The organism is Leptothrix sp. (in: b-proteobacteria), from assembly GCF_965250675.1.
In the GTDB taxonomy this organism is placed as follows: Bacteria; Pseudomonadota; Gammaproteobacteria; order Burkholderiales; family Burkholderiaceae_C; genus Sphaerotilus.
Genome location: NZ_CBDFPH010000008.1, coordinates 1 through 22,264, shown reverse-complemented (window position 1 = coordinate 22,264; position 22,264 = coordinate 1). Strand labels below are relative to the sequence as shown.

Below are 22,264 nucleotides of genomic sequence, written 5' to 3'. Positions count from 1 at the left end.
AGGCGGGAATCCAGAAACTCGGTGAGGGTTGGCGCGCCTGGATTCCCGCCTTCGCGGGAATGACGGCAAGGGGTGTTGCAGAAATTCGCACACTGGCTCATGCAAGGCGCCCCACCTCACCGCGCCGGATCTCGCCCGCGCGGTCGGTGATCGCCTGCTTCTGTGCGTCGGTCAGGCGCGCCAGGTTCTTCACCTGCATCACCGTGCGCGGGTTCTTGGCCAGCATCGCCTCGTGGCGCATCAGGAAGTCCCAGTACAGCGTGGTGTACGGGCAGGCCGAGGCGCCCTCGCGCTGCGCCGGGTCGTAGCGGCAGCCTTTGCAGTGCGGGCTCATGCGGTCGATGTACTTGCCGCTGGCGATGTAGGGCTTCGATGCCATCAACCCGCCATCGCCAAACTGGCTCATGCCCAGGGTGTTGGGCAGCTCGACCCACTCGACCGCATCGACGTACACGCCCAGGTACCAGCCGTGCACCGCCTTCGGGTCCACGCCCAGCAGCAGCGCGTACAGCCCGGTGACCATCAGCCGCTGGATGTGGTGGGCGTAGCCGTGCGTCAGCGTCTGGCTGATGGCGTCGCGCAGGCAGGCCATGTCGGTCTGGCCGGTCCAGTAGAAGGCCGGCAGCGGCTCGTGCGCGTCCAGCGCGTTGCGGTCGAGGTAGCCGGGCATCTGCGTCCAGTAGATGCCGCGCACGTACTCGCGCCAGCCGAGGATCTGGCGGATGAAGCCCTCGACGCTCGCCAGCGGCGCCCGGCCGGCGCGGTAGGCCGCCTCGGCCGCCTCGACGCATTCGCGCGGGTTCAGCAGCTTCAGGTTCATCACCACCGACAGCTGCGAGTGGTACAGCCACGGCTCGCCCGGCCACAGCGCGTCCTCGTAGGGGCCGAAGTTGGCCAGCCGGTGTTCGATGAAGTCAGCCAGGGCCTGCAACGCCTGCGCCCGCGTCACCGGCCAGCCGAAGGTGTCGAGCGTGCCGGGATGGTCGGCGAAGCGGGCGTTGACCAGCGCGAGGACCTCCTGCGTGATGGCGTCTGGCGCAAAGCGCGTGGGTGGCGGCAGTGCGCCGGGGCCGTCACGCCCGAAGGATTCGCGGTTGTCGGCGTCGAAGTTCCACGCCCCGCCGGCCGGCTTGCCGTCGTCCAGCAGCACCTTGAAGCGCTGGCGCAGCTCGCGGTAGAAGTACTCCAGCCGCAGCTGCTTGCGGCCCTCGGCGTGTGCGCGGAAGTCGCGCACCGTGGTGTAGAAGTGCCGGTCGTCGCGCACGTCCAGCGGCAGGTCAGCGGCCTGCGCGACGTCCTTCATCGCCTGCCAGACCCGCCAGTCGCCCGGCGCGGTCATCACCAGTTGCCGGGGCTGGAGGCGGGCGATGGCGTCGGTCAGCTCGGCCGCCAGCGTGCCGCGGTTGCCGCCTTCATTCAAAGGACGGTCGAGCCGCGTGTAGTGCAACGGCCGGCCTGCCTCGCGCAGCGCCTCGGCAAAGTGCCGCATCGCCGCCAGGAACACGGCGGTGCGCTGCTTGGCGGAGGTGATGTGGGTCGACTCCTCCGCCACCTCGGCCATCCATACCGCGTCCTGCGCGGGATCGAAGCCGTCGAAGGCCGAGGCCTCCAGGTCGAGCTGGTCGCCCAGCACGATCACCAGTGTCCTGAGTTCAGCCACGGGCGGGCACCTTCCCTTTTCGGCAGGCGTCCGAGCAGTACTTGACCTCGTCCCAGTTCCTGGCCCAGCTCTTTCGCCACGTCATCTCGCGCCCGCAGGCCACGCAGGGCTTGCTCGGCAGGCTGGATTTGTTGCCCTTGAAGGACGATGCCGCCGGCTTCATGCGCCGGGCTTTGCGGAAATTTTCATGGCCGCGAGCATCGCCGATTTCGCGTCGGCGAGGGGGCGGCGGGCTATTGCGCGCGCCCGCAGTGCACGGCGCTTTGCTTCAGCGCCCGGCCATCAGCGCGAGAGCAAGGCATTGCGCCTTGAGGCGCCTGTGTGCAGATCGCAGGGCAGTCGGCCCGCTCTCTTTTTCTCTCTCAGGCCGGGAGGTCGTACACGCTGGTCACGCCGCCGTAGACGATGGTGACGCGGTAGCCGGTCGAGGTCACCGCGACCGTGGCGCTGTTGCCGCCGGTGTCGGTGGCGGCCACGGTGCCTGCAGTGGCCCGGCCGGAGGCCGAGTCATAGACCCAGTCGGTGTAGGAGATCGTCAGGTTGTTGGTGGTGGCCTCACCCTGGGTCTTGACGATGGCCTTGGCGATGGTCGTGGTGGTGCCCGTCTTGGCCACGGTGATGTCGCTGACGGCCGCTGTCCCGACGTTGTAGTAGCAGCTGCTGGTGGCCCCGCTGAAAGTGCAGGTCGAGCTGTTGGTGAGCGTGCCCGAGCTGTCGTAGAGGCCGGTCGTGGCGTACGTCAGGTTGTAGGTGGACGTGATCGAGTACTGGGTGTTCGACACATAGCTGTAGCTGTAGTCCAGCGTGCCGTTGTAGCTGAAGGTGTAGCCGCTGAAGCTCCAGCTGCAGTTGTTGTACGTGACGCGTGAGGACGAGGCCCTGGCGGTGGCCTCGTCGTAAGTCATGCTGTGCGTGATGTTTCCAGATCCGCTGCCGGCCGAGCCCGCATACGACGCGCACTCGGTCGAGCTGGAGGTCGTCACGCCTGTGGGCGAGTTGCTGCTCAGGGCGCCAACGGGGGCACTGCTGGTCACCTCGGCCTGCTCGACCGCGTTGACATGGGTGTTGGTGGCGCTCACCAGGCGTTGCGCGCCCTCCTGGTCGGCGGTGATCCAGTCTCCCGTTGCGGCGGGCGTCGGGACCGGCTCAGAGACCGGGGTGGCCGTTGCAAGGGCTGTGCTGGCACTCCCACCTCCGCCGCCGCAGGCCGCCAGCGATGCCGCCGCCATCACGGTGAAGAGGGCAGCGGTGCGACGCAGTGCTGGACTGCGGGTGGACTTTTCCATCAAATACTCCTGGCGAGCGGGCGGTTCAAACGGTGCGCTGGGCGCCAGAGGCACCCTGTCAGGAGGTGCTATCGGCACCACTGCCACAGCGCTTTAGCCCGCCGTCGCCTTTTGTATTTGAGGCGCCAAATTCACACGCGGTCAGACCAGCGTCTTCAGCGCCACCGCCGGGTCGCACGCCACCTCGGGGGCCGGGTTCTTGCCGGCGTCGAGGATCTTGCGCGACATCATGTGGTCGACCGGCGCGTTGACGCTTTCGACGCACACCAGCCGGTCGCCGACGTAGTGCAGCAGCGAGAAGCTGTGGTCGTTGGCGCCGGGGCGGCGGTGGCGTACGCCGTCGGCGGGCATCAGGCCGGCCATCTGCAGGCGCAGGCTGCCCTGCTCGGACCAGAACCAGGGCAGCGCGCGGTAGGGCTCGTCGCGGCCCATCAGCGTGGCGACGGCGGTGCGCGACTGGTCGTTGGCGTTCTGCACCGATTCGAGCCGCAGGCGGCGCGCGCTGCCGTGTTCGGGGAAGCTGGTGCAGTCGCCCACCGCCAGGATGGCCGGGTCGGACGTGCGCATGTGCGCATCGACCACCACGCCGTTGGCGCAGTCGAGGCCGGCGGCGCGCGCCAGCGTTTCCTCAGGGACCGCACCGATGCCGAGGATCAGCAGCTCGACCTCGTGGCGCTGACCGTCGACGCTGAGCGCGGCCAGGCGGTCGCCCTCGATCACGAAGTCACCCACCGCCACGCCCAGGCGCACGTCGATGCCGTTGGCGCGGTGCGTCTGCAGCACGTGCTCGGACAGCTCCGGCGACACGGCGCGGCCCAGCAGGCGCGGGGCCGATTCCAGCACCGTGACGTCCTTGCCGAGCGCGCGGGCGGTGGCGGCGATCTCCAGGCCGATGAAGCCGCCGCCCAGCACGGTGATGCGCTGCGTGGCGTTGAACAATTCGCGCAGGCGCTCGGCGTCGGCGGCGGTGCGCAGGCTGGCGACGTTGCTCAGGCTGGCGGGGATCGATGGCAGCTGCCGGGCGCGCGTGCCGGTGGCGAGCACCAGATGGGCGTAAGGCAGCACGGCGCCGGAGTGCAGCGTCACGGTGCGCGCGGCGGGGTCGATGGCGGTGGCCGCATCGGCACGGTGCAGCGTGATGCCGGCATCGGTGTACCAGGCCTCGGCGCGGTGGCTTTGCAGCGCTTCCTGCGGGTTCTTGAGATAGGCCTTGGACAGCGGTGGGCGCTGGTAGGGCAGCTCGGCCTCTTCGCAGACCAGGTGCACGCGTGCGCCCTGGCCTTCGGCGACCAGGCTGGCGCACAACTGCGCAGCGGCATGGCCGCCGCCGATGATGACGATGGAATCGCTCATGGTTGTCTCCGGATAGGGGAATGCAGGCGGCTCAGCGCTGGCTCTCGGGCAGGCGCACGACCAGCCCCTGCAGGGCCGCCGTCAGCTTGATCTGGCACGACAGCCGGCTGTTGGGCAGGCGCTCGCTGGAGGTGCAGTCGAGCGTTTCCAGCTCGCCGGCGTCCGGCGCGGGCAGGCGGTCGGCCCAGGCCTCGTCGACGTAGACGTGGCAGGTGGCGCAGATGGCGGCGCCGCCGCAGTCGGCCTCGATGCCCGCGACGCCGTAGCTCGTGGCCGCCTGCATCAGGCTGATGCCTTCGGGCGCTTCGAAGCCCTGTTCGCTGCCGTCGGGATGAATGAAGGTGATGTCAGGCATGGTGATGTGCGCGTGAGGAGGTTGTCAGGGGGGATGAAACTAGCGGCTGGCGCAGGTGGCTTGCCGCGCCACGAAGTGCAGGTCGGCAAAGCCCGCGTGGGCGGCTTCGCCGGTATTGTCGGTATCTGCGGTCACGGCCACCTGGACCACGGTGGCGGCGCGGCCGAACAGCGCCTGCACGTCCTGGCCCACGTCGCGCCGCTCCCGGACCCAGCCGCCGGCGTCAGCGCTGCCGCTGCGCTGCACGATCATCATGGCGCGGTCGGTGTAGGCGTTGGGCCGCACGGTGCCGACCGGCTGGCGGTTGTCCCAGACGTAGTTGAGCGCGGCGTCGGGCACGTCCGGCCCCCAGATGGCGCGCGCCAGCTTGAGTTGCGCGCGCAGGCCGAAGCCTTGCTGGTCGGGCGGAATGCCCAGGCTGACGTAGACGCGGGCGGCGTAGTCGTCACCGGCGCGCGTCATCAAGTCGGCGCTGACCAGCGGCGCGTCGATGCGCCAGCGCCAGCACAGCACCGGCGTGGCCGTGATGTCGACCGTGACCGGCCGCGCGTAGAGCGACATGCCGCGCTGCGAAGTCACCTCCAGCGCCGCCACGCCGTCCCAGTCGCGGACACGAAAGCGGTTGCGCGGCACCTTGGCACTGAGCTGCACTTCGCGCCAGCCGTCCAGGCCGTCGGCAAAGCGGCCGACCCAGACCGGCTCGGCATCGGCCGCCGCCAGCGGGGTCGACCCGACCGCCACCGCCGCCGCCAGCAGCATCCGCGACCAGGATTTGCGCGTCCTCATGGCTCAGCGCTGCAACACCGCCAGCCACTCCTGCTGCGCGGCGCTCAGGCTCCCGGGCTGCGAGATCAGCGCCGTCGCCAGCGCCTGGCGTGTGCCGGCTTCGATCTCGGGCAGCGGCTGGCTCATCAGCTGCGCCAGCAGGGCGCTGGCCTTGGCCAGCGTCTGGCCGTAGCGCTCGAACACCGTGGCCACCGAGACGTGGTGGGCGGCATCGTCCATCCAGCAGTCGTAGTCGGTCACCAGGCCGATGGTGGCGTAGCCCATCTGTGCCTCGCGCGCCAGAAAGACCTCGGGCACATTGGTCATGCCGACCAGATGGCAGCCGGCGTTGCGCAGGAAAAAGCTCTCGGCACGCGTGCCCAGGCGCGGGCCTTCGACGCAGGCGTAGGTCAGGTCGCGGTGCAGTGGCAGGCCGAGCTGCACGGCGCTGCCGTGCACCCAGTCGACCATCGCCTGGCTGACCGGATAAGCGGTCGAGACATGCCCTGCCACGCCCTCGCCAAAGAAGGTGTGGCGGCGCAGGCCGCGGGTCCAGTCGAAATACTGACCCGGCATGGCGAGGTGGCCGGGCTCGATGCGCTCGTCCAGGCTGCCCACCGCCGAGAAGCCCAGCACCATGGTGGCGCCGGCGCGCTTGAGCGCGTAGAGGTTGGCGCGGTAATTGACCTCGTGTGGCAGCAGCCGGTGGCCGCTGCCGTGCCGCGCCAGAAACAGCAGCGGCGTGTGGCCGATGCGCCCGCGCAGCACGCGGCCCGACGGGCTGCCGAAAGGGGTGTCATCGTCCAGTTCGGCGTCGATCGCCATGCCTGGCAGCTCGTAGATGCCGGTGCCGCCCATGATTGCCAACATGTGGTGTTCCTTCAAAAAAATCTCAACGGAATCGGGCGATGAAAGCCCGGTCGATGCGGTCCTTCCAGCGCCACAGCGCCCGCCCGGCCCAGCGGCCCGGCCCCGACCAGCGGCCCCAGGAGGCGATGGCGCGCCCATCGGCGGTGGCCAGCAGCGCCAGATGGCGCCGCTGTGGCACGTGAGTCTGCACCAGACCTTCGCCGCACGCGGCCCGCAGATTGCGCGACAGCACCGGCCCCATGCGCACCGCAAACACGCCGGCCTTGGGCAGCGGCTGCACCCAGGCGGCGCAGTCGCCCACCGCATAGACGGCGGGGTGCGACCTGGAGCGCAGCTGCGCATCGACCCGCACGAAACCGGCTGCATCCACCGCCAGCCCGCCTGCGCCCGGCCAGCCGTGCGCCTGCGCGCCGGTGGCCCACAGCAGCAGGTCGCTGGCCTGGCCCAGTGCGTCGCTGTAAGGCGCCTGGGTCTCGACCCGCACATCCGCCGCTGCCAGCACTGCGTTCAGCTGCCGCGCCGCGCCCGCTGCCAGGCCCGGCAGCAACTGCACGCCACGCGTCACCAGCCGGGCCTGCAGCCTGAGGGCAGGATGGGTTTTCAGCAGCCGCGCCCGTACCGCCAGCAGCGACTCGACCCCCGCCGCACCGCCGCCCACGGCCGTCAGGCGCAGGGGCTGAGCCACCGGCCAGTCTTGCAGCGCCTGCAGCGTGGCGTCCCAGCCGGCGCGCAACTCGCCCAGCGGGCGCAGCGACAGCACCTGCCGGCCTGGCAGCTGCGGCGGAATCAGCGTCGAGCCGATGTTCAGCGACAGCAGGTCGTAATCCAGCGTCTGCCCGTCCGCCAGTTGCACACAGCGCGCATCGGCCTCCAGGCGTGTGACCTCGCCCGTGATGAAGCGCCCGCCGGCAGCCGCGCACAGCGCGGCCATGTCGATGCAGATTTCATCAAAACGGTAGTCCCCCGCCAGCCAGCCTGGCACCATGCCCGAGTACGGCGCCAGCGCGGTGGGCGACACCAGCGTCAGCGCCACGCCCGGCACGGGTGTGGTGATCCAGTCCTTGAGCACCTGCGCGTGCGCATGGCCGCCGCCGATCAGCAGCAGTTTTTTCATGCGCGCCAGTCCTCGGGCAGGTGGATCAGGTCGGTGGGTTCGTCGATGTCATGCACGGCAGGCAATTCCGCGTGGCGCAGGCCGCTGGCGTGCAGCCGTTCGCGCGTCAGTGCCATCACGACGGCAGTGCTCCACGGCATGTCGGTGAACAGCTGTGGCGCGGGCCGGCGCAGGCCGATCAGCGCGTAGCCGCCATCGTGCGCGGGCACGAACACCGCGTCATGTGTGTCCAGCGCGGCGGCGGCCTGTTGCAGCATCGCCTCATCCAGTAAAGGGGCGTCCGTGCCGATCATCAGTGCGAACGATGACAGGCTCAGTGCACGATCCAGTGCCCGACCCATGCGCGCGCCCAGATCGCCTTCGCCTTGCAGGCTGAGCATCATGTCGGGTGCGTCACGGTAGGTGTCCCACGCCGCATGGCTCAGATCGGGCGCCACGCACAGCTCCACCTGGCCCGGCAACGCTGCCCGCGCTTGCGCGACCGCGTGGTGCAGCAAGCGCGTGGCCAGCGCGGCGGCGCCTGCTGCGCCCAGCGCCGGCATCAGCCGCGTCTTGGCATAACCTGCCACTGGCGCCTTGGCCATCACGATCACCCTGCTCATCGATAACTCCGTGCCAGTTCCTGCGCTGACGCGCCCAGCCAGTAGCGCAGCCGCAGCCGCCACATCAGGAAAATCGTTCGCCAGACACCGTGCTGTTCCCAGCGCCGGCCGGAGGTGTTGACCTTCAGGCGCAGGCAGGCGGGGCGGGCGATGGCGCGCAGGCGGCGGCTCAATTCGATGTCTTCCATCAGCGGCAGGTCGGCATAACCGCGCAGGCGCTCGAACACCTCGCGCCGCACAAAGATCGCCTGGTCGCCGGTGGCGATGCCGGTCCGGCGCGAGCGGGCGTTCATCAGCGCGGCGATGAGCGGAAACATGGCCGAGCGGCCGGCAATGCATACGTCGAAGCGGCCCCAGTTGGCACCGGTGGTGATGGCGGCCTGCACGGCGTCCACCGCGCCCGCCGGCAGCACCGTGTCGGCGTGCAGGAACAGCAGCACGTCGCCCATGGCCACGGCCGCTCCGGCATTCATCTGCCGCGCGCGGCCGCGGGGCGCGGCGATGACCGCATCGGCCAGCGGCGCGGCCAGCGCGGGCGTGCCGTCGCGGCTGCCGCCATCGGCGACGATGACCGTGTGGCCCGAGGCGCGCAGCGGCGCCAGCGCCTGCAGCGTGGCGACGATGCCGGCGGCCTCGTTCAGCACCGGCATCACGATGGACAGGCGGAGTGGCGGCGCTGGATTCATCGGCCGGCGTCGTTGAGCTTCCAGTCGTAATCGAGGAAGTCGATCGCGACCTTGCCGGCCTTGATGCGTTCGCGGTCGGCCGGGGCATCGGCTAACTGGTCTGCATAGCGGGCGCAGAAGGCCTCCAGCGAGGCCACGCCCTTGTAGCCACTGCGGAAGTCGACGCCGAACCAGTCGAAGATCTTGGACACCTCCAGCTTGCCGCTCGGCGCGTTGTAGCGGTTGCGGCTGCGGTCGGACATGAAGCGCAGCGCCTGCTCGTCGAGCTGGGCGTCCAGCCGGTCGGGCGTGAAGGCCTCTTCGCGCAGCGCCGGGCAGCCGATGGAAGCGCAGTTGACGGCGAAGTGCACGCGCGGGTCGTCGTAGCGGCCTTTGGCGCGCAGCATCTCGTGTTCGATGGTGTCGAGCATCAGCGTGTCACCCAGCAGCGGCACGAACTTCTGCTTCCAGGGGCTCTTGAAAATGCTGCCCAGGTCCTTGATCGACTCCAGCCTGGGGTATTTGGTCAGGATCAGTTCGACCGTGAAGGCGTTGTAGGCGTTGATCAGAAACGCCATCTGCTGCGGCTTGCTGAAGGCCTTGAAGGCGTCCTCCGACACGGCCGACAGGGCGCCCAGATAGCCCTTGAGCGCCGCGCGGTCCTGCGCCATGCCGGCGTAGCGCACCTGGCTGGCGCGGCCGCCCTGCAGCACGACGACGTGCTTTTTCAGCAGCGCCGTCCAGGCCGCGTGGCTGTGGTCGAAGGCGGCTTGCGCCAGCGCCGGGCCGGCCAGCGGGGCGATGCTGAAGGCGGCCAGGCCGGCCAGCAGTTGGCGACGGTCGATCAAATGGGTGTTCATGCGCGCTCCCAGGCGTGGAATTTGGCGACCCAGGCCAGCAGCTTCTGCGGCGCGTGCGCGCGCTTCCACTCGCCGGCGGCGTATTTGTTGGCCTCGGCCAGGGTCGGGTAGGTGTGGATGGTGCCGAGGATCTTGTTGAGCCCCAGCCCGTGCTTCATGGCCAGCACGTACTCGGCCAGCAGGTCGGCGGCGTGCTCGCCGACGATGGTGACGCCCAGGATCTTGTCCTTGCCCGGCACCGTGAGCACCTTGACGAAGCCGTGGGCGGTGCCGTCGGCAATGGCGCGGTCCAGGTCGTCGATGCCGTAGCGCGTCACCTCGTAGGCGATGTTCTGCGCCTGGGCTTCGGACTCGCTCAGGCCCACGCGTGCCACCTCGGGGTCGGTGAAGGTACCCCAGGGGATCACCGAGTAGTCGACCTTGAAGCGCTTGAAGCGGCCGAACAGCGCGTTGACCGCTGCATACCAGGCCATGTGCGCGGCGGTGTGGGTGAACTGGTAGGGGCCGGCGACGTCGCCCACGGCGTAGATGTTCGGGTAGTTGGTGCGCAGCCAGGGGTCGACTTCGACGGTTTTACGGGCGGTGAGCGGGATACCGAGTTCCTCCAGCCCGAAGCCTTCCGTGCGCGGCGCGCGGCCAACGGCGCAGAGCAAGGCGTCGAAGGGCAGGGTGATGTCGGTGCCGTTGTGGCGGGCGATGAGGCGCTTTTCGGTCACGCCATCGACATCAATGGTTTCGCAGCGGACGGCCTGGTGGCCGGTCAGCAGTGTCACGCCGTCGGCGCGCAGCGATTCGGCCACCAGCGCGGACACCTCCTCGTCCTCCCGCACCATCACGCGCGGCGCCATTTCCACCTGCGTGACCTGCGCGCCCAGCCGCGCAAAGCTCTGCGCCAGCTCGCAGCCGATCGGCCCGCCGCCCAGCACGACCAACCGCTTGGGCAGTTCGGTCAGGTTCCAGACCGTGTCCGACGTCAGGTAACCCACCTTGGCCAGTCCCGGGATCGGCGGCACGAAGGGGCGGGCGCCGGTGGCGATGACGATGTTCCTGGTGGTGAGCGTCTGCTGGGTGCCATCTTCGCGGGCGATCTCGACCGTCCACGGCGAGGTGATGCGGGCGTGGCCGGTGACCACGTCCACGCCCAGATTCGTGTAGCGCTCGATCGAGTCGTGCGGCGCGATCTCGGCAATGACGCGGTGGATGCGCGCCATCACGGCGGCAAAGTCAGCCTGCCCGGTGGCGCTGACCACGCCGAACTGCTCGGCCTTGCGGATCTGTTTGACGACCTTGGCCGAGCGGATCAGCGCCTTGCTGGGCACGCAGCCGTAGTTCAGGCAGTCGCCGCCCATCTTGTGGCCCTCGACCAGCGTGACTTTCGCCTTGACCGCAGCGGCGATGTAGCTGCTGACCAGCCCGCCCGCGCCCGCGCCGATCACGACCAGGTTGCGGTCGAAGGACTTGGGCTTGGCGTGCGCCCAGCGGGCGTAGACCTTGCGCGCCTGCAGCGCGTTGACCAGGGCCTTGGCGATGACAGGAAACACGCCCAGCAGCACGAAGCTGCCCAGCAGCGCGGGCGACAGCACGTCGCGCAAGCTGTTGATGCTGGCGAGCTGGGTGCCGGCGTTCACGAACACGGCGGTGCCGGCCAGCATGCCGATCTGGCTGACCACGTAGTAGCGCGCGGCCGAGATCGGCGTCAGGCCGGCCAGCAGGTTGACCAGGAAGAAGGGGAACACCGGCACCAGCCGCAGCGTCAGCAGATAGGCGGTGCCGTCTTTCTTCATGCCCTCGTTGAGGGGGGCGAGCTGCTTGCCGAACCGGGCCTGCACCAGGTCACGCAGCAGATAACGCGCGGTCAGGAACGCCAGCAGCGCGCCCAGGCTGGAGGCAAACGACACCAGCACCAGCCCGACGCCCAGCCCGAACATGGCGCCTGCCGCCAGCGTCAGGATCGCCGCGCCCGGAAACGACAGCGCGGTGGCGGTCACGTAGAGGGCGAAGAAGCTGCCCAGCGTCAGCAGCGGCTGCGACTGGTAGAGCGCGGCCAACTGGTCGCGGCTGGCCTTGAGGGTGTCGAGCGTCAGCAGCTGGCCGAGGTTGTAGTGGCGGTAGAGCAGCACGGCCACCACAGCCACGGCCGCCACGATGATCCAGACACCGCGCCGGGTCGGCGCAGCGCCCGGCAGATTCTTGTTTTGCATGAAAAGTCCAGGTGGGTTCGGTTTCAGCCTTGGCTGATGTCTGCTTCAGTCGTGCCAGCAAGCCCGTGATTACAACGCGGTTGCAGAGGGCTGGAAATTTGGCGGCCGATGCCCCCACACCTTCCCGCCGCGCAGGCCCTGGGAATGCGAAGCCCGTTAACCTGCGGGTCGCTTGAAACCTGTCCTGGGGACGGGTGTAAGAACGGCCGCGCCGCCTCGACTCATCTTCCGATCCATTCGCTTTTTCCGCTTCCGAGCGCTACCCATCATGTCGACCCACGATCTCGTCCAGGACTATTACGGCCAGCAGTTGCAGAGCACCGCCGACCTGAAGACCACCGCCTGCTGCGACATCAGCGCCGTGCCGTCGTGGCTCAAGCCGCTGCTGGCGCGCATTCACCCCGAGGTGCTGTCGCGCTACTACGGCTGCGGGCTGGTCTGCCCGCCGCTGCTGGAGGGCTGCCGCGTGCTGGACCTGGGCTGCGGCTCGGGGCGCGATGTCTACGCGCTGGCGCAGCTGGTCGGCCCGACCGGCGAGGTCGTCGGCGTCGACATGACCGAAGAGCAGCTCGACGTCGCCCTGCGCCACCAGGCCCATCACGCCGAGGTCTTCGGCTACAGCAACACCCGCTTCCTGCACGGCTACATCGAGCGGCTCGATGAGCTGGGGCTGGCGCCGGGCAGCTTCGACGTGATCGTCTCCAACTGCGTGGTCAACCTCTCGCCCGACAAGGACGCCGTGCTGCGCGGCGTGCAGGCGCTGCTGAAACCGGGCGGCGAGTTCTATTTTTCGGACGTCTACGCCGACCGCCGCGTGCCGGCCGCCGTGCGCAACGACCCGGTGCTGTACGGCGAGTGCCTGGGCGGCGCGCTCTACTGGGGCGACTTCATCCGCCTGGCCCACACGCACGGCTTTGCCGACCCGCGCCTGACCGAGGACCGCCCGCTGGCGATCACCGACCCGGCACTGGCTGCGCGCACCGGCGCGCTGCGCTTCTACTCGGCCACCTACCGGCTCTTCAAGCTGGCCGAGCTGGAAACCGCCTGCGAGGACTACGGCCAGGCCGTGATCTACAAGGGCACGGTGCCCGAGCACGCCGCGCGCTTCGTGCTCGACCCCGGCCACGACATCGAGACCGGCAAGGTCTTCCCGGTCTGCGGCAACACCTGGCACATGCTGCACGGCACGCGCTTTGCGCCGCACTTCGACTTCATCGGCGACTTCAGCCGCCACTACGGCCTGTTCGAGGGCTGCGGCGGCGCGATGCCGTTTGCGGACACGGCAGCGGGCAGCAGCGCGCCGGCCTGCTGCTGATGCCGATGCTGACGCGTTCTGGCATGGGTGACCTCATGAAAACGTCTTTCGCAAGCGCCGTGGCCGTGACGCTCACCGCATGGGCGCTGACGGCCGGCGGCGTGTCGGCGCAGGAGCGCCTGACGCTGACGGGCTCCAGCACCATCGCGCCGCTGGCGCTGGAGTTGGGCAAGCGCTTCGAGAAGCTCAATCCCGGCACACGGGTCGACGTGCAGTCGGGTGGCTCCGGGCGCGGCGTGGCGGATGCCCGCTCGGGTGTGGCGCAGATTGGCCTGGTGTCCCGCGCGCTCAAGCCCGAGGAGGGCGATCTGATGGCCCACACCATTGCCCATGACGGCGTCGGCCTGATCGTGCACGCCAGCAACCCGGTGCCCACGTTGACCGACGCGCAGGTCAAGGCCATCTTCACTGGCCAGATCACCCACTGGCGCCAGGTCGGCGGCGCAGACCGGCCGATCACGGTGGTCAACAAGGCCGAAGGCCGCTCGACGCTGGAACTGTTCAGCGGCTACTTCGGCCTGAAGAACAGCCAGATCAAGGCCCAGGTGGTGATCGGCGACAACCAGCAGGGCATCAAGACCGTGGCGGGCAATCCCGGCGCGATCGGGTACGTGTCGGTCGGCGCGGCCGAGTTCGAGGTCGACAACAAGACCCCCATCAAGCTGCTGCCCTTCAACGGCGTGGCGGCCACGGTGGCCAACGTGCAGGCGGGCAAGTTCCCGCTGTCGCGGCCGCTCAACCTCGTCACCCGGGGTGCGCCGCAGGGCGCGGCCAAGCGCTTGATCGACCTGGCGCGTTCGCCGGCGGTGCATGACCTGGTGCAGGAGCAGTTCTTTGTCCCGCTGGCGCGTTGATGCCGCGCTGGCGCCGCTGCTGGCGGTCCTGGCGGGCGTGAGCGGGCTGGTGCTGCTGGGGGTGATCGGTTTTCTGGGCCGCGAGGCCTGGCCGGTGCTGGCTCAGGGTGGCTGGCTGAAATTCGGGCTCGACACCGGCTGGTTTCCGCTCGAAGGCCGCTTCGGCATCGCGCCCATGCTGTGGGCCACGCTGGCGGCCAGCCTGCTGGCCGTGGCCGTGGCGGCGCCGCTGGGCGTGGCGGGCGCGCTGTTCATCCAGTTCTACGCCCCGCCGCCGCTGGCGCGGCTGTACCGGGGCGTGGTGTCGCTGCTGGCAGGCATTCCGTCGGTGGTGTTCGGCCTGTGGGGGCTGACGGTGCTGGTGCCGCTGATCGGCCGCTGGCAGCCTCCCGGCACCAGCCTGCTGGCGGCCGGCCTGATCCTGGCGCTGATGATCCTGCCGACGGTGGCCCTGACCAGCGCCTCGGCCCTGGCCGCCGTGCCGGTGGCCTGGCTGCGCGGCGCTGCGGCGCTGGGCCTGTCGCGCAAGGGCATCGTGCTGGGTGTGGCTTTGCCCGCCGCGCGGGCGGGCATCGTCAGCGGCGTACTGCTGGCGGCGGCCCGCGCGCTGGGCGAGACCATGGCGGTGCTGATGGTGGCCGGCAACGTGGTGCAGACGCCCACCAGCCTGTTCGATCCGGTGCGGGTGCTGACCGCCAACATCGCCCTGGAGATGGCCTACGCCACCGGCCCGCACCGCGCCGGGCTGTTTGCCTCCGGCCTGCTGCTGACCGGGCTGGTGCTGCTCCTGGCGTGGTGGGCCGCGCACCTGGACCCGCGCCATCGTGCGGGCCACCATGCTTGACCGCGCGCTGACCGTGGCGGTCTGGGCTGCTGCTGCGCTGGTGCTGGCCGTCTTCGCCGCCGTGCTGGGCGACCTGCTGTGGCACGGCTACGAGCGGCTGTCCTGGTCGTTCCTGGTCACGGAGCCGACGCATTCGGGCCGCCGCGGCGGCATTGCGTCGGTACTGGTGTCGACCGTGCTGATCCTGGCGGTGGCGCTGGCCTGCGCCGTGCCGCTGGGTGTGGCGGCTGCCGTCTGGCTGGCTGAATACACGCGCGCCGGCGGGCGCCTGGGTCGTGCGGTGCGGCTCAGCCTGGACGTGCTGGCGGGGGTGCCGTCGATCGTGTTCGGCCTGTTCGGCAACGCTTTCTTCAGCGTCGTGCTGGGGCTGGGCTTCTCGATCCTGTCGGGCGGCCTGACGCTGGCGTGCATGGTGCTGCCGATCCTGATCCGCACCACCGAGGCCGGCCTCGCGGCCGTGCCCGACGACTGGCGGCGCGGGGCAGCGGCGCTGGGCATGTCGCGTGCGTCGATCCTGTGGGCCGTGCTGCTGCCGACGGCTGCACCCGCCATCGCCGCCGGGCTGGTGCTGGGCATCGGCCGGGCATCGGCCGAGACCGCCGCGCTGGTCTTCACCAGCGGCTACGTCGACCGCATGCCGGGCGCGCTGACCGACTCGGGCCGGGCGCTGGCGGTGCATATTTTTGATCTGTCGATGAACGTGACGGGCGGCGACGCCTCGGCCTACGCCTCGGCCGTGGTGCTGATCGGCCTGGTCATGGGTGCCAACACCGTGGCGCTGTTCCTGTCCGACCGCTGGCTTGCACGAAGGGTGACCGCCGCATGAATTCCACGCCCCGCCCGATGCCTGATGGGGCCTTCACCCTGGGCCGCATGGAGCCCGGTGCACCGTGTTGCGTGCCGGTGGCGCACCTGCAGATCGACCAGCTCAAGGTCGCCTACGGCGACCACACCGTGCTCGATGAGGTGTCGCTGACCCTGTACCGCGGCTGCATCACCGCGCTGATCGGCCCTTCGGGCTGCGGCAAGACCAGCTTCCTGTCGGCCTTGAACCGCATGACGGACCTCATTCCCGGCAGCCGCGTCGCGGGGCGCATTCGCTTCGAGTCGCAGGACGTGCTGACGCCCGAGGTCGACGTGATGGCGCTGCGCCGCCGCATCGGCATGATCTTCCAGAAGCCGAACCCGTTTCCCCTCTCGATCCGGCGCAACCTGGAGTTGCCGCTGCGCGAGCACGGCGTGCGCAGCCGCACCGCGCTGGCCGAGAAGATCGAGGCCGCGCTGCGTGACGTCGGCCTGTGGGACGAGGTGCATGACCGGCTCGACGCGCCGGCGCTGTCGCTCTCGGGCGGCCAGCAGCAGCGGCTGTGCATTGCACGTGCCCTGGTGCTGGAGCCCAGCGTGCTGCTGATGGACGAGCCGTGCAGCGCGCTCGACCCGCTCTCGTCGGCGGTGGTCGAGCAGCTGATCCTGCGGCTGCGCGGGCGCTACACGGTGGTGATCGTCACGCACAACCTGGCGCAGGCCCGCCGCATCGCCAACTACGCGGCCTTCTTCTGGATGAAGGAACGCGTGGGCCAGCTGGTCGAATTCGGCCAGTGCCAGCAACTCTTCAACGCACCGGTGGATGCGCTGACCGCTGCATATGTGTCAGGCACCCAGGGTTGAGGCGGCCGGTACGGCCGCCTCCAGCGCGCCGCCGCAGCTGCTGCCCTGGCCGGCGGTGCAGCCGTAGCAGTGGTCGGCGATGCGGATGGCCTGGCCTTCGGGCGCGTGCAGCAGCAGGTCGCGCAGGTGCGGGCGCGTCCTGCCGTTCAGGCGTGCGGGCAGGCCGAGCATCTGGTTGAAGTCGCAGTCGTAGAGGTCGCCCTGCCAGTCGACGCTCAACTGGCTGTTGCACATCACGGTGCCAAGGTTCTGAGGCTGGTAGGCCGACTTGAGCAGCTGCATGTAGCTGGCGAACGTGCCCTTGCTGACCAGCGTGCTGCCGAAGCGCTGGATCGGCATGTTGGTCAGCGCGAACAGGTGGTTGAAGCGGATGCCGAAGTGCGCGCCCAGCTCGCGCTGGTAGTCGGCCTGCAGCGCGGCCTGCGGCGGCGGCAGCACGGCGCCTTGCGGGTTGTAGACCAGGTTGAGCGTCAGGCCGCTGCCGGGCTGGCCGTAGCCCAGCGCGTTGAGCGCCTGCAGGCCGGCGATGCTGCGGTCGAACACGCCCTCGCCGCGCTGCTGGTCGACGTTCTTGACCGAGTAGCAAGGCAGCGAGGCCACCACCTCGACGCCCTCGCGCGCCAGGAAGGCGGCCAGGTCTTCCTGGCCCGGCTCGGACAGGATGGTCAGGTTGCAGCGGTCGATCACCTTCACGCCCAGGGCGCGTGCCGCGCTCACCAGCCGGCGGAAATGCCCGTTGAGCTCGGGCGCGCCGCCGGTCAGGTCCAGCGTCTGCACCTTGCGCGCGGCCAGCACCTGCAGCACCAGGTCGACGTTGTCGGCGTCCATCATCTCGGTGCGGTTCGGGCCGGCGTTGACGTGGCAGTGCAGACAGCTCTGGTTGCAGAGATAGCCCAGGTTGACCTGCAGCGTGTCGAGCCGGTCGCGGCGCAGCGCGGGGAAATCGGTGGCCTGCAGCAGGGGAAGGGTGTTGTGCATCGCGCTTCGTCCGGGGACGCTGTTGGGGTTGTCGTGGAGTCTAGGTCGTGGGCGGAAGCCCGGTTCTTACAAGGTCGTCGACAATTTGCCCATGACTCCCCTCACGTCGACCCGCAACGGGCAGCACGGCCGGCCGCCTGACCGGCAGAGCGAATGGCACCTCGATGCCAGTCGCTGCACGCTGCGCCTGTCGGGCGATTGGCGCGGTGCGGCCTGCGCCGATTTGCGGCCGGGGCCGGCTGCGACGGCGACGCCTGCGGCCATCGGCATCGACGCCAGTGGCTTGACCGCCTGGGACGGCGGCCTGGCAGCGGCGCTGTACGAGCAACTGGCGCCCTGGCATGCGCGCGGCGTGCCGGTGGCGCTGGACGGCCTGCCCGACGGCGTGCGCAGCGTGCTGGCGCTGGCGCTGTCAGCCGGGCCCATCAGTACGCCGGCCCGGCGCCTGGACTTCACCGGCGTGGCCGGGCTGGGTCAGTGGCTGAGCCACACCAGCGCGCAGGCGCTGATCACCGTGACGTTTCTGGGCGAGGTGCTGATCGCGCTGGGCCGGCTGCTGCGTGGGCGCAGCGACCTGCAGGCGGCCGACCTGTGGCGCGAGATCGACCGCGCCGGGCCGCTGAGCATTCCCATCGTCTCGCTGACCTGCTTTCTGGTCGGGCTGATGCTGGCCTACATGGGCGGTGCGCAGCTCTGGCGCATCGGCGCGTCCAACTTCATTCCCGACGTGGTCACGGTCGGCATGGTGCGTGAACTGGCCGGGCTGATGACCGGCGTGATCCTGGCCGGCCGGCTTGGCGCGTCGTTTGCCGCGCAGCTGGGCAGCATGCAGGCAGGTGAGGAGATCGACGCGCTGCGCGCGCTCGGCGTCGACCCGATCGGCTACCTGGTGCTGCCGCGCCTGCTGGCGCTGATGCTGGTGGCGCCCTTCCTGATTGCCTTCGGCATGGTGGTCGGCACGCTCGCCGGACTGCCGGCGGCGGTGGCGGCCTACGGGCTGACGTCGGCCGAGTACCTCAACAAATGCCTGGAGGCGCTGACCTGGACGCACCTGTGGATCGGCCTGTTCAAGGGCACGCTCTACCTTGCGCTGGTGGCGCTGGCCGGCTGCCGCGAGGGCCTGCACGCCGGGCGGGACGCCCAGGCCGTCGGCGCGGCCACCACCGCGGCGGTGGTCAAGGCGCTGGTGTGGATCGTCATGGCCGCCTGCGGCACCACGGTCGTGCTGCAGAGCCTGGGCTTCTAGATGGCGGCACTTATTTCGGCCGAGGCGCTGGCGCTGCGCAACGACGGCCACATCGTGCAGCGCGACCTGGCGTTCGAGGTCCAGCCCGGCGAGGTCTTCGTCATCGCCGGCGCCAGCGGCTGCGGCAAGAGCACGCTGCTGCGCCACCTGATCGGCCTGCAGCGCCCGGCGGCCGGCTGCGTGCGGCTGGAAGGCCACGACCTGTATGACGGCGACGAGGCCACGCTGGCCGCGCTGCGCCGCCGCTTCGGCGTCATGTTCCAGGCCGGCGCGCTGTGGAGTTCGATGACGGTGGGCGAAAACCTCATGCTGCCGATGCGGCTCTACACCGGCCTGAGCGCCGCCGCGCGCGAACAGCAGGCGCGCTTCAAGCTCGCGCTGGTCGGGCTCGATGGCGCGTTCGACCTGGCGCCCGCCGCGCTCTCGGGCGGCATGCGCAAGCGCGCGGCCATCGCCCGCTCGCTGGCGCTCGACCCGGCGCTGCTGTTTCTCGATGAGCCCAGCGCGGGGCTGGACCCGGTCAACTCGGCGCGGCTCGACGAGCTGATCCTCCAGCTGCGCGATCATCTCGGCACCACGGTGGTGATGGTCACGCACGAGATCGCCAGCGTCTTTGCGGTCGCCGACCGTCTGCTCTTCCTCGATGAACTGGAGAAAACCATGACCGCGCTCGATGCGCCGCAAGTCCTGCTGACGCAGGGGCCGCCCCGGGTGCGCGAGTTCCTGCAACAGGGCCGCCGCTGATGACGGCCCGCCCCAACGCCCTGCGCATCGGCCTGTTCACGCTGGCCGGCCTGGCGATCCTGTTTGCCGCGATTGCCAGCGTCTTCGGCGGCCGCGTGTTTGCGCAGTCCGACCGCGCGGTGCTGCACTTCAGCGGCTCGATCTACGGCCTGCAGATCGGCGCGCCGGTGGTGTTTCGCGGCGTGCGGCTCGGCAGCGTGGTGGCGATCGGGCTGGTCAATGACCCGCAGACGCAGCGCTTCGAGATTCCGGTCACGGTCGAGCTGGACCGCGAGTTGCTGCACAACCTGCACGGCCCGCTGCCCGATAACTCTGCCGCGCCCGTGCTGCTGGCGCTGGTCCGGCAGGGCCTGAGCGGCCAGCTCGCCACGCAGAGCCTGCTGACGGGCCTGCTGTACGTCGACCTGGACATCCGCCCGGGCGCGGCGGTGACGCAGCACACCGCACGGGCGGGCGCGCCGGTCGAGATTCCCACCGCCGCCACCCGGCTGCAGACGTTGCAGACGCAGCTCGAAGGCATCGACGTGGGCCGGCTGGCGCAGGACGTGTCGGCGATTGCGGCGTCCACCCGCAGCTTCGTGGCCAGCCCCGAGCTGCGCAGCTCGCTCGACGACCTGGCCCAGACCGCCGCCGCGCTGCGCCGCATCAGCGCCACGCTCGACCAGCGTGCTCGCCCGCTGGCCGACGGCGCCCAGCGCACCCTCGCCCAGGCCGGCCAGGCCGCCGAGCGCGTGGGCGATGCGGCCAGCCAGGCCGGTGCCGCAGCAGGCCGGGCGGACGCGCTGCTCACACCCGGCTCGCCGCTGCTGACCCGCCTGCAGCAGGCCGCCGACGAGCTGACCCGCACCGCCACCGCGCTGCGCGACAGCGCCGGCACCGATTCCGCCGTGATGCAGAACACCGAACGCACGCTGGCCGATGTCGCCCGCGCCGCCCGCGCCGTGCGCGAACTGGCCGATTTGCTGCAACAGCAGCCCGACGCGCTGCTCCGTGGCCGCACGGCGGCGCCCTGAACCTTGTGGACGGCTCCGCCATGCATTCATCGATTCTTCGCCGCCTTCAACGCCTGGGCCGGCCCGTACGCCGCACGGTCGTGCTCGGGCTGATCAGCGGCCTTGCTGCCTGCGCCAGCCCGGCGCCGCCGCTGCAGTTCTACCGCTTGCCGAGTGCGGTGCCGGTGGCTGTGCCCGCCGCCATCGTCCCAGCTGCTGGCGCCGTGCAGCTGATGAGCCCGGTGCGCCTGCCGGATTACCTCGACCGCGATGCGCTGCTCGTGCCCAGCGGCGCCACCGGCCTGCAGCCGCTGGCCGGCCAGCGCTGGGCCGAGCCGTTGCGCGACAGCGTGCCGCGCCTGCTGCGCCAGGACCTGGCCACGCTGTGGGGTGAGGCGAATGTGTGGGCCGCGCCCGTGCCCGCCGGCGTGCGCATCGCACGGCAGCTGCGGGTGGAGTTGCTGGCCTTTGACGTCACGCCCGACCGCAGCGGCGTGACGCTGCAGGCGCGCTGGACCTGGGTGGAGGCGGCGGGTGGGGCCGCGCCCGTGGCGCAATCGGCGCTGATCACCGCGCCGGCCGCCAGCCCCTCGCCCGATGCGCTGGTGGCCGCGCACCGGCTGGCGCTGTGGCGGCTGGCCGAGCGCCTGGCCGAGCGTCCGGTGGCGCCCGTAGCGCCTTGATTTTTCAGGCGCCGTGCAGCGCGCGCAGGCGCGGTGCAGCGGCCAGCGTGGCGCGGTAGCCGGCGTCGATGGCGCGCTCGCGGAACTCGCGGCTCAGGTTGACCCAGTAGCCGAAGTCGGGGTGCAGCAGCACGTCGGCGGCTTCGGCGTCCGGACGCGTCAGCGCGCGCTTGCGGGCGTCGCCCTCGCGGAAGCGCAGCGCCTCGGCGGGCGCGCGGTCTTCATGGGCCGAGGCGTCTACCGCCAGCACCCGCTGGGCGCCCAGCGCGCGGGCGATGCGCACCGGCAGCGGTGCCGACAGATCGGCGTCCATATAGCGCTGGCCGCGGATGCGCACCGGTGTGAAGCGGCCTTCGATCGCGGCCGCTGCCTGCACCGCCACGCCGGCATCGCCCCGGCTGAAGCCGACCGGCTGGCCGTCGCTCAGGCGCTGGGCGACGCAGACGGCGGCAATCGGCTGGTGTTCCAGCAGCGGGTTGTTGATGCAGCGGCGCACGTAGCTGGCCAGGCCTGCGCCGCTCAGGCGCTCGTTGCTGCCCACCGCCAGCCGGGCCAGTTGCCAGGGTTGCAGGTCGAGCGCCAGGGCTTCGATGGCTCGTCCGCTCAGGCCCGAGGCGCGCAGTACGCCGATGAAGGCGCCCGCTGACGCACCGACGATCAGGTCCGGCACCACGCCGATCTCGTCGAGCGCCTTGAGCACGCCCACATGCACGAAGCCGCGCGGCCCGCCCGAGCTGAAGACCCAGGCGGTGCGCGGCGGGCGGGCCAGCGCGCCGCTGTCGGGCGCGTCGATGCTGGCGTGGTCGCCGTCCGGGTTGAGCGCACAGCCGGTGGCCAGCGTCAGGGCGCTGGCGCTGGCTGCGGTCAGCAGCAGGCGGCGCCGGGTCGGGGCGATCCGGGGCATCAGGACCGGGGTTTGCCGGGCTGGGCGGCAGCCACGTCGCGCGCCAGTTCCTCGCCCGACTTGTAGTGCGGCACGCGGAACGTCAGGCGCTTGGCACGCTGGACGAAGCTGTTGCGGCCGGCCACTTCTTCAGCCCAGTAGTGGTCGGCGAGCTGGATGTTGCGTGGCACGTTCAGCTCGAACGCGGCCTTGGAGCTGGCGCCGCCAAAGATGTAGAGCTTGCCGTCGACGATGCGCCAGGTGTCGGCGTCGCCGCCCCACGGAATGGCGTAGACGATGCCGTTGGCGCAGTAGCCGCCGTACTG

Annotated in this window: 23 protein-coding genes and 1 pseudogene; 9 read left to right on the top strand and 15 right to left on the bottom strand. The window is 70.4% G+C overall.

Translation table 11 applies throughout. The features are described 5' to 3' along the window. Nucleotides 1-97: 97 nt before the first annotated feature. The 12 genes from AC5IG3_RS09260 to AC5IG3_RS09205 form a co-directional block, all read right to left on the bottom strand. Entirely contained in the window at nucleotides 98-1,660 is a 1,563-nt protein-coding gene (locus AC5IG3_RS09260; protein WP_491906007.1) for a cryptochrome/photolyase family protein, read from the bottom strand. Beyond that, the gene (locus AC5IG3_RS09255; RefSeq protein ID WP_491906006.1) at nucleotides 1,653-1,823 is read right to left on the bottom strand and encodes a DUF2256 domain-containing protein; all 171 of its coding nucleotides are present in this window, start codon (nucleotides 1,821-1,823) and stop codon (nucleotides 1,653-1,655) included. The genes AC5IG3_RS09260 and AC5IG3_RS09255 overlap by 8 nt, the downstream gene beginning before the upstream one ends. Before the next feature lie 199 nt (nucleotides 1,824-2,022). Next, a complete protein-coding gene (locus AC5IG3_RS09250; protein ID WP_491906005.1) occupies nucleotides 2,023-2,946 on the bottom strand; it encodes a hypothetical protein in 924 nt (307 codons plus the stop codon). A 141-nt stretch (nucleotides 2,947-3,087) separates the two neighbouring features. Continuing rightward, a complete protein-coding gene (locus AC5IG3_RS09245; protein WP_491906004.1) occupies nucleotides 3,088-4,299 on the bottom strand; it encodes an NAD(P)/FAD-dependent oxidoreductase in 1,212 nt (403 codons plus the stop codon). A gap of 31 nt (nucleotides 4,300-4,330) precedes the next feature. Beyond that, nucleotides 4,331-4,654 carry a 2Fe-2S iron-sulfur cluster-binding protein gene (locus AC5IG3_RS09240; RefSeq protein WP_491906003.1) on the bottom strand — a complete coding sequence of 108 codons (324 nt, stop codon included), beginning with the start codon at nucleotides 4,652-4,654 and terminating at the stop codon, nucleotides 4,331-4,333. Between the two features lie 39 nt (nucleotides 4,655-4,693). Next, a complete protein-coding gene (locus tag AC5IG3_RS09235) occupies nucleotides 4,694-5,440 on the bottom strand; it encodes a DUF3047 domain-containing protein (protein ID WP_491906002.1) in 747 nt (248 codons plus the stop codon). 3 nt (nucleotides 5,441-5,443) lie between these two features. Then, nucleotides 5,444-6,289 (bottom strand): MTAP family purine nucleoside phosphorylase, encoded by an 846-nt coding sequence (locus tag AC5IG3_RS09230; RefSeq protein WP_491906001.1) that lies wholly within the window; start codon nucleotides 6,287-6,289, stop codon nucleotides 5,444-5,446. Nucleotides 6,290-6,311: 22 nt separating this feature from the next. Next, entirely contained in the window at nucleotides 6,312-7,403 is a 1,092-nt protein-coding gene (locus AC5IG3_RS09225) for an FAD-dependent oxidoreductase (protein WP_491906000.1), read from the bottom strand. After that, on the bottom strand, nucleotides 7,400-8,005 hold the full coding sequence (locus tag AC5IG3_RS09220) for a TIGR04282 family arsenosugar biosynthesis glycosyltransferase (protein ID WP_491905999.1): 606 nt from the start codon (nucleotides 8,003-8,005) through the stop codon (nucleotides 7,400-7,402). Before AC5IG3_RS09220 ends, AC5IG3_RS09225 begins: the two co-directional genes overlap by 4 nt. Beyond that, complete coding sequence (locus AC5IG3_RS09215; protein ID WP_491905998.1) at nucleotides 8,002-8,691, bottom strand: TIGR04283 family arsenosugar biosynthesis glycosyltransferase; 690 nt, start codon at nucleotides 8,689-8,691, stop codon at nucleotides 8,002-8,004. The genes AC5IG3_RS09220 and AC5IG3_RS09215 overlap by 4 nt, the downstream gene beginning before the upstream one ends. Beyond that, entirely contained in the window at nucleotides 8,688-9,530 is an 843-nt protein-coding gene (locus AC5IG3_RS09210) for a DUF547 domain-containing protein (RefSeq protein WP_491905997.1), read from the bottom strand. Before AC5IG3_RS09210 ends, AC5IG3_RS09215 begins: the two co-directional genes overlap by 4 nt. Further along, complete coding sequence (locus AC5IG3_RS09205; protein WP_491905996.1) at nucleotides 9,527-11,731, bottom strand: dihydrolipoyl dehydrogenase family protein; 2,205 nt, start codon at nucleotides 11,729-11,731, stop codon at nucleotides 9,527-9,529. Before AC5IG3_RS09205 ends, AC5IG3_RS09210 begins: the two co-directional genes overlap by 4 nt. 268 nt (nucleotides 11,732-11,999) lie before the next feature. Between AC5IG3_RS09205 and AC5IG3_RS09200 the strand changes: the two genes are divergently transcribed. Genes AC5IG3_RS09200 through AC5IG3_RS09180 form a run of 5 tightly spaced genes read left to right on the top strand, consistent with a single transcriptional unit; the run spans nucleotide 12,000 to nucleotide 16,412 of the window. Further along, a complete protein-coding gene (locus AC5IG3_RS09200) occupies nucleotides 12,000-13,046 on the top strand; it encodes a methyltransferase domain-containing protein (protein WP_491905995.1) in 1,047 nt (348 codons plus the stop codon). A 35-nt stretch (nucleotides 13,047-13,081) separates the two neighbouring features. Further along, a complete protein-coding gene (locus AC5IG3_RS09195) occupies nucleotides 13,082-13,900 on the top strand; it encodes a phosphate ABC transporter substrate-binding protein (RefSeq protein ID WP_491905994.1) in 819 nt (272 codons plus the stop codon). Further along, nucleotides 13,881-14,744 (top strand): phosphate ABC transporter permease subunit PstC, encoded by an 864-nt coding sequence (gene pstC / locus AC5IG3_RS09190; protein WP_491905993.1) that lies wholly within the window; start codon nucleotides 13,881-13,883, stop codon nucleotides 14,742-14,744. Before AC5IG3_RS09195 ends, pstC begins: the two co-directional genes overlap by 20 nt. Beyond that, complete coding sequence (gene pstA / locus AC5IG3_RS09185) at nucleotides 14,737-15,570, top strand: phosphate ABC transporter permease PstA (RefSeq protein WP_491905992.1); 834 nt, start codon at nucleotides 14,737-14,739, stop codon at nucleotides 15,568-15,570. Before pstC ends, pstA begins: the two co-directional genes overlap by 8 nt. Further along, nucleotides 15,567-16,412, top strand: a complete 846-nt coding sequence (locus tag AC5IG3_RS09180; RefSeq protein ID WP_491905991.1) for a phosphate ABC transporter ATP-binding protein — start codon at nucleotides 15,567-15,569, stop codon at nucleotides 16,410-16,412. Before pstA ends, AC5IG3_RS09180 begins: the two co-directional genes overlap by 4 nt. Here the strand turns inward: AC5IG3_RS09180 and arsS are convergent. Further along, a complete protein-coding gene (gene arsS / locus AC5IG3_RS09175; RefSeq protein ID WP_491905990.1) occupies nucleotides 16,395-17,390 on the bottom strand; it encodes an arsenosugar biosynthesis radical SAM (seleno)protein ArsS in 996 nt (331 codons plus the stop codon). The two genes, AC5IG3_RS09180 and arsS, sit on opposite strands and share 18 nt — an antisense overlap. A 91-nt stretch (nucleotides 17,391-17,481) precedes the next feature. Between arsS and AC5IG3_RS09170 the strand changes: the two genes are divergently transcribed. Genes AC5IG3_RS09170 through AC5IG3_RS09155 form a run of 4 tightly spaced genes read left to right on the top strand, consistent with a single transcriptional unit; the run spans nucleotide 17,482 to nucleotide 21,055 of the window. Further along, a complete protein-coding gene (locus tag AC5IG3_RS09170) occupies nucleotides 17,482-18,636 on the top strand; it encodes an ABC transporter permease (protein WP_491905989.1) in 1,155 nt (384 codons plus the stop codon). Continuing rightward, nucleotides 18,637-19,380 (top strand): ABC transporter ATP-binding protein, encoded by a 744-nt coding sequence (locus AC5IG3_RS09165; RefSeq protein WP_491905988.1) that lies wholly within the window; start codon nucleotides 18,637-18,639, stop codon nucleotides 19,378-19,380. After that, nucleotides 19,380-20,393: an MlaD family protein gene (locus tag AC5IG3_RS09160; protein WP_491905987.1), complete on the top strand. Its 1,014-nt coding sequence runs from the start codon at nucleotides 19,380-19,382 to the stop codon at nucleotides 20,391-20,393. The genes AC5IG3_RS09165 and AC5IG3_RS09160 overlap by 1 nt, the downstream gene beginning before the upstream one ends. A gap of 20 nt (nucleotides 20,394-20,413) precedes the next feature. Then, nucleotides 20,414-21,055 (top strand): PqiC family protein, encoded by a 642-nt coding sequence (locus AC5IG3_RS09155; protein ID WP_491905986.1) that lies wholly within the window; start codon nucleotides 20,414-20,416, stop codon nucleotides 21,053-21,055. A 4-nt stretch (nucleotides 21,056-21,059) separates the two neighbouring features. Here AC5IG3_RS09155 and AC5IG3_RS09150 read toward each other — a convergent pair whose 3' ends face one another. Together AC5IG3_RS09150 and AC5IG3_RS09145 are read right to left on the bottom strand one after the other, a co-directional pair. After that, on the bottom strand, nucleotides 21,060-21,959 hold the full coding sequence (locus tag AC5IG3_RS09150; RefSeq protein WP_491905985.1) for a patatin-like phospholipase family protein: 900 nt from the start codon (nucleotides 21,957-21,959) through the stop codon (nucleotides 21,060-21,062). Further along, a pseudogene (locus AC5IG3_RS09145) lies at nucleotides 21,959-22,264 on the bottom strand (YHS domain-containing (seleno)protein); the annotation flags it as partial. The gene AC5IG3_RS09150 and the pseudogene AC5IG3_RS09145, both read right to left, overlap by 1 nt.

Excerpts from the sequence above, each read along its gene's own strand:
- AC5IG3_RS09255 (WP_491906006.1), bottom strand. The coding sequence starts at position 1,823 with ATGAAGCCGGCGGCATCGTCCTTCAAGGGCAACAAATCCAGCCTGCCG.
- AC5IG3_RS09195 (WP_491905994.1), top strand. The coding sequence starts at position 13,082 with ATGAAAACGTCTTTCGCAAGCGCCGTGGCCGTGACGCTCACCGCATGG.
- AC5IG3_RS09150 (WP_491905985.1), bottom strand. The coding sequence starts at position 21,959 with ATGCCCCGGATCGCCCCGACCCGGCGCCGCCTGCTGCTGACCGCAGCC.
- AC5IG3_RS09205 (WP_491905996.1), bottom strand. The coding sequence starts at position 11,731 with ATGCAAAACAAGAATCTGCCGGGCGCTGCGCCGACCCGGCGCGGTGTC.
- AC5IG3_RS09240 (WP_491906003.1), bottom strand. The coding sequence starts at position 4,654 with ATGCCTGACATCACCTTCATTCATCCCGACGGCAGCGAACAGGGCTTC.
- AC5IG3_RS09215 (WP_491905998.1), bottom strand. The coding sequence starts at position 8,691 with ATGAATCCAGCGCCGCCACTCCGCCTGTCCATCGTGATGCCGGTGCTG.
- AC5IG3_RS09225 (WP_491906000.1), bottom strand. The coding sequence starts at position 7,403 with ATGAAAAAACTGCTGCTGATCGGCGGCGGCCATGCGCACGCGCAGGTG.
- AC5IG3_RS09220 (WP_491905999.1), bottom strand. The coding sequence starts at position 8,005 with ATGAGCAGGGTGATCGTGATGGCCAAGGCGCCAGTGGCAGGTTATGCC.
- AC5IG3_RS09155 (WP_491905986.1), top strand. The coding sequence starts at position 20,414 with ATGCATTCATCGATTCTTCGCCGCCTTCAACGCCTGGGCCGGCCCGTA.
- AC5IG3_RS09230 (WP_491906001.1), bottom strand. The coding sequence starts at position 6,289 with ATGTTGGCAATCATGGGCGGCACCGGCATCTACGAGCTGCCAGGCATG.
- AC5IG3_RS09245 (WP_491906004.1), bottom strand. The coding sequence starts at position 4,299 with ATGAGCGATTCCATCGTCATCATCGGCGGCGGCCATGCCGCTGCGCAG.
- AC5IG3_RS09165 (WP_491905988.1), top strand. The coding sequence starts at position 18,637 with ATGGCGGCACTTATTTCGGCCGAGGCGCTGGCGCTGCGCAACGACGGC.
- AC5IG3_RS09180 (WP_491905991.1), top strand. The coding sequence starts at position 15,567 with ATGAATTCCACGCCCCGCCCGATGCCTGATGGGGCCTTCACCCTGGGC.
- AC5IG3_RS09250 (WP_491906005.1), bottom strand. The coding sequence starts at position 2,946 with ATGGAAAAGTCCACCCGCAGTCCAGCACTGCGTCGCACCGCTGCCCTC.
- AC5IG3_RS09235 (WP_491906002.1), bottom strand. The coding sequence starts at position 5,440 with ATGAGGACGCGCAAATCCTGGTCGCGGATGCTGCTGGCGGCGGCGGTG.
- pstA (WP_491905992.1), top strand. The coding sequence starts at position 14,737 with ATGCTTGACCGCGCGCTGACCGTGGCGGTCTGGGCTGCTGCTGCGCTG.
- AC5IG3_RS09160 (WP_491905987.1), top strand. The coding sequence starts at position 19,380 with ATGACGGCCCGCCCCAACGCCCTGCGCATCGGCCTGTTCACGCTGGCC.
- AC5IG3_RS09170 (WP_491905989.1), top strand. The coding sequence starts at position 17,482 with ATGACTCCCCTCACGTCGACCCGCAACGGGCAGCACGGCCGGCCGCCT.
- AC5IG3_RS09200 (WP_491905995.1), top strand. The coding sequence starts at position 12,000 with ATGTCGACCCACGATCTCGTCCAGGACTATTACGGCCAGCAGTTGCAG.
- AC5IG3_RS09210 (WP_491905997.1), bottom strand. The coding sequence starts at position 9,530 with ATGAACACCCATTTGATCGACCGTCGCCAACTGCTGGCCGGCCTGGCC.
- arsS (WP_491905990.1), bottom strand. The coding sequence starts at position 17,390 with ATGCACAACACCCTTCCCCTGCTGCAGGCCACCGATTTCCCCGCGCTG.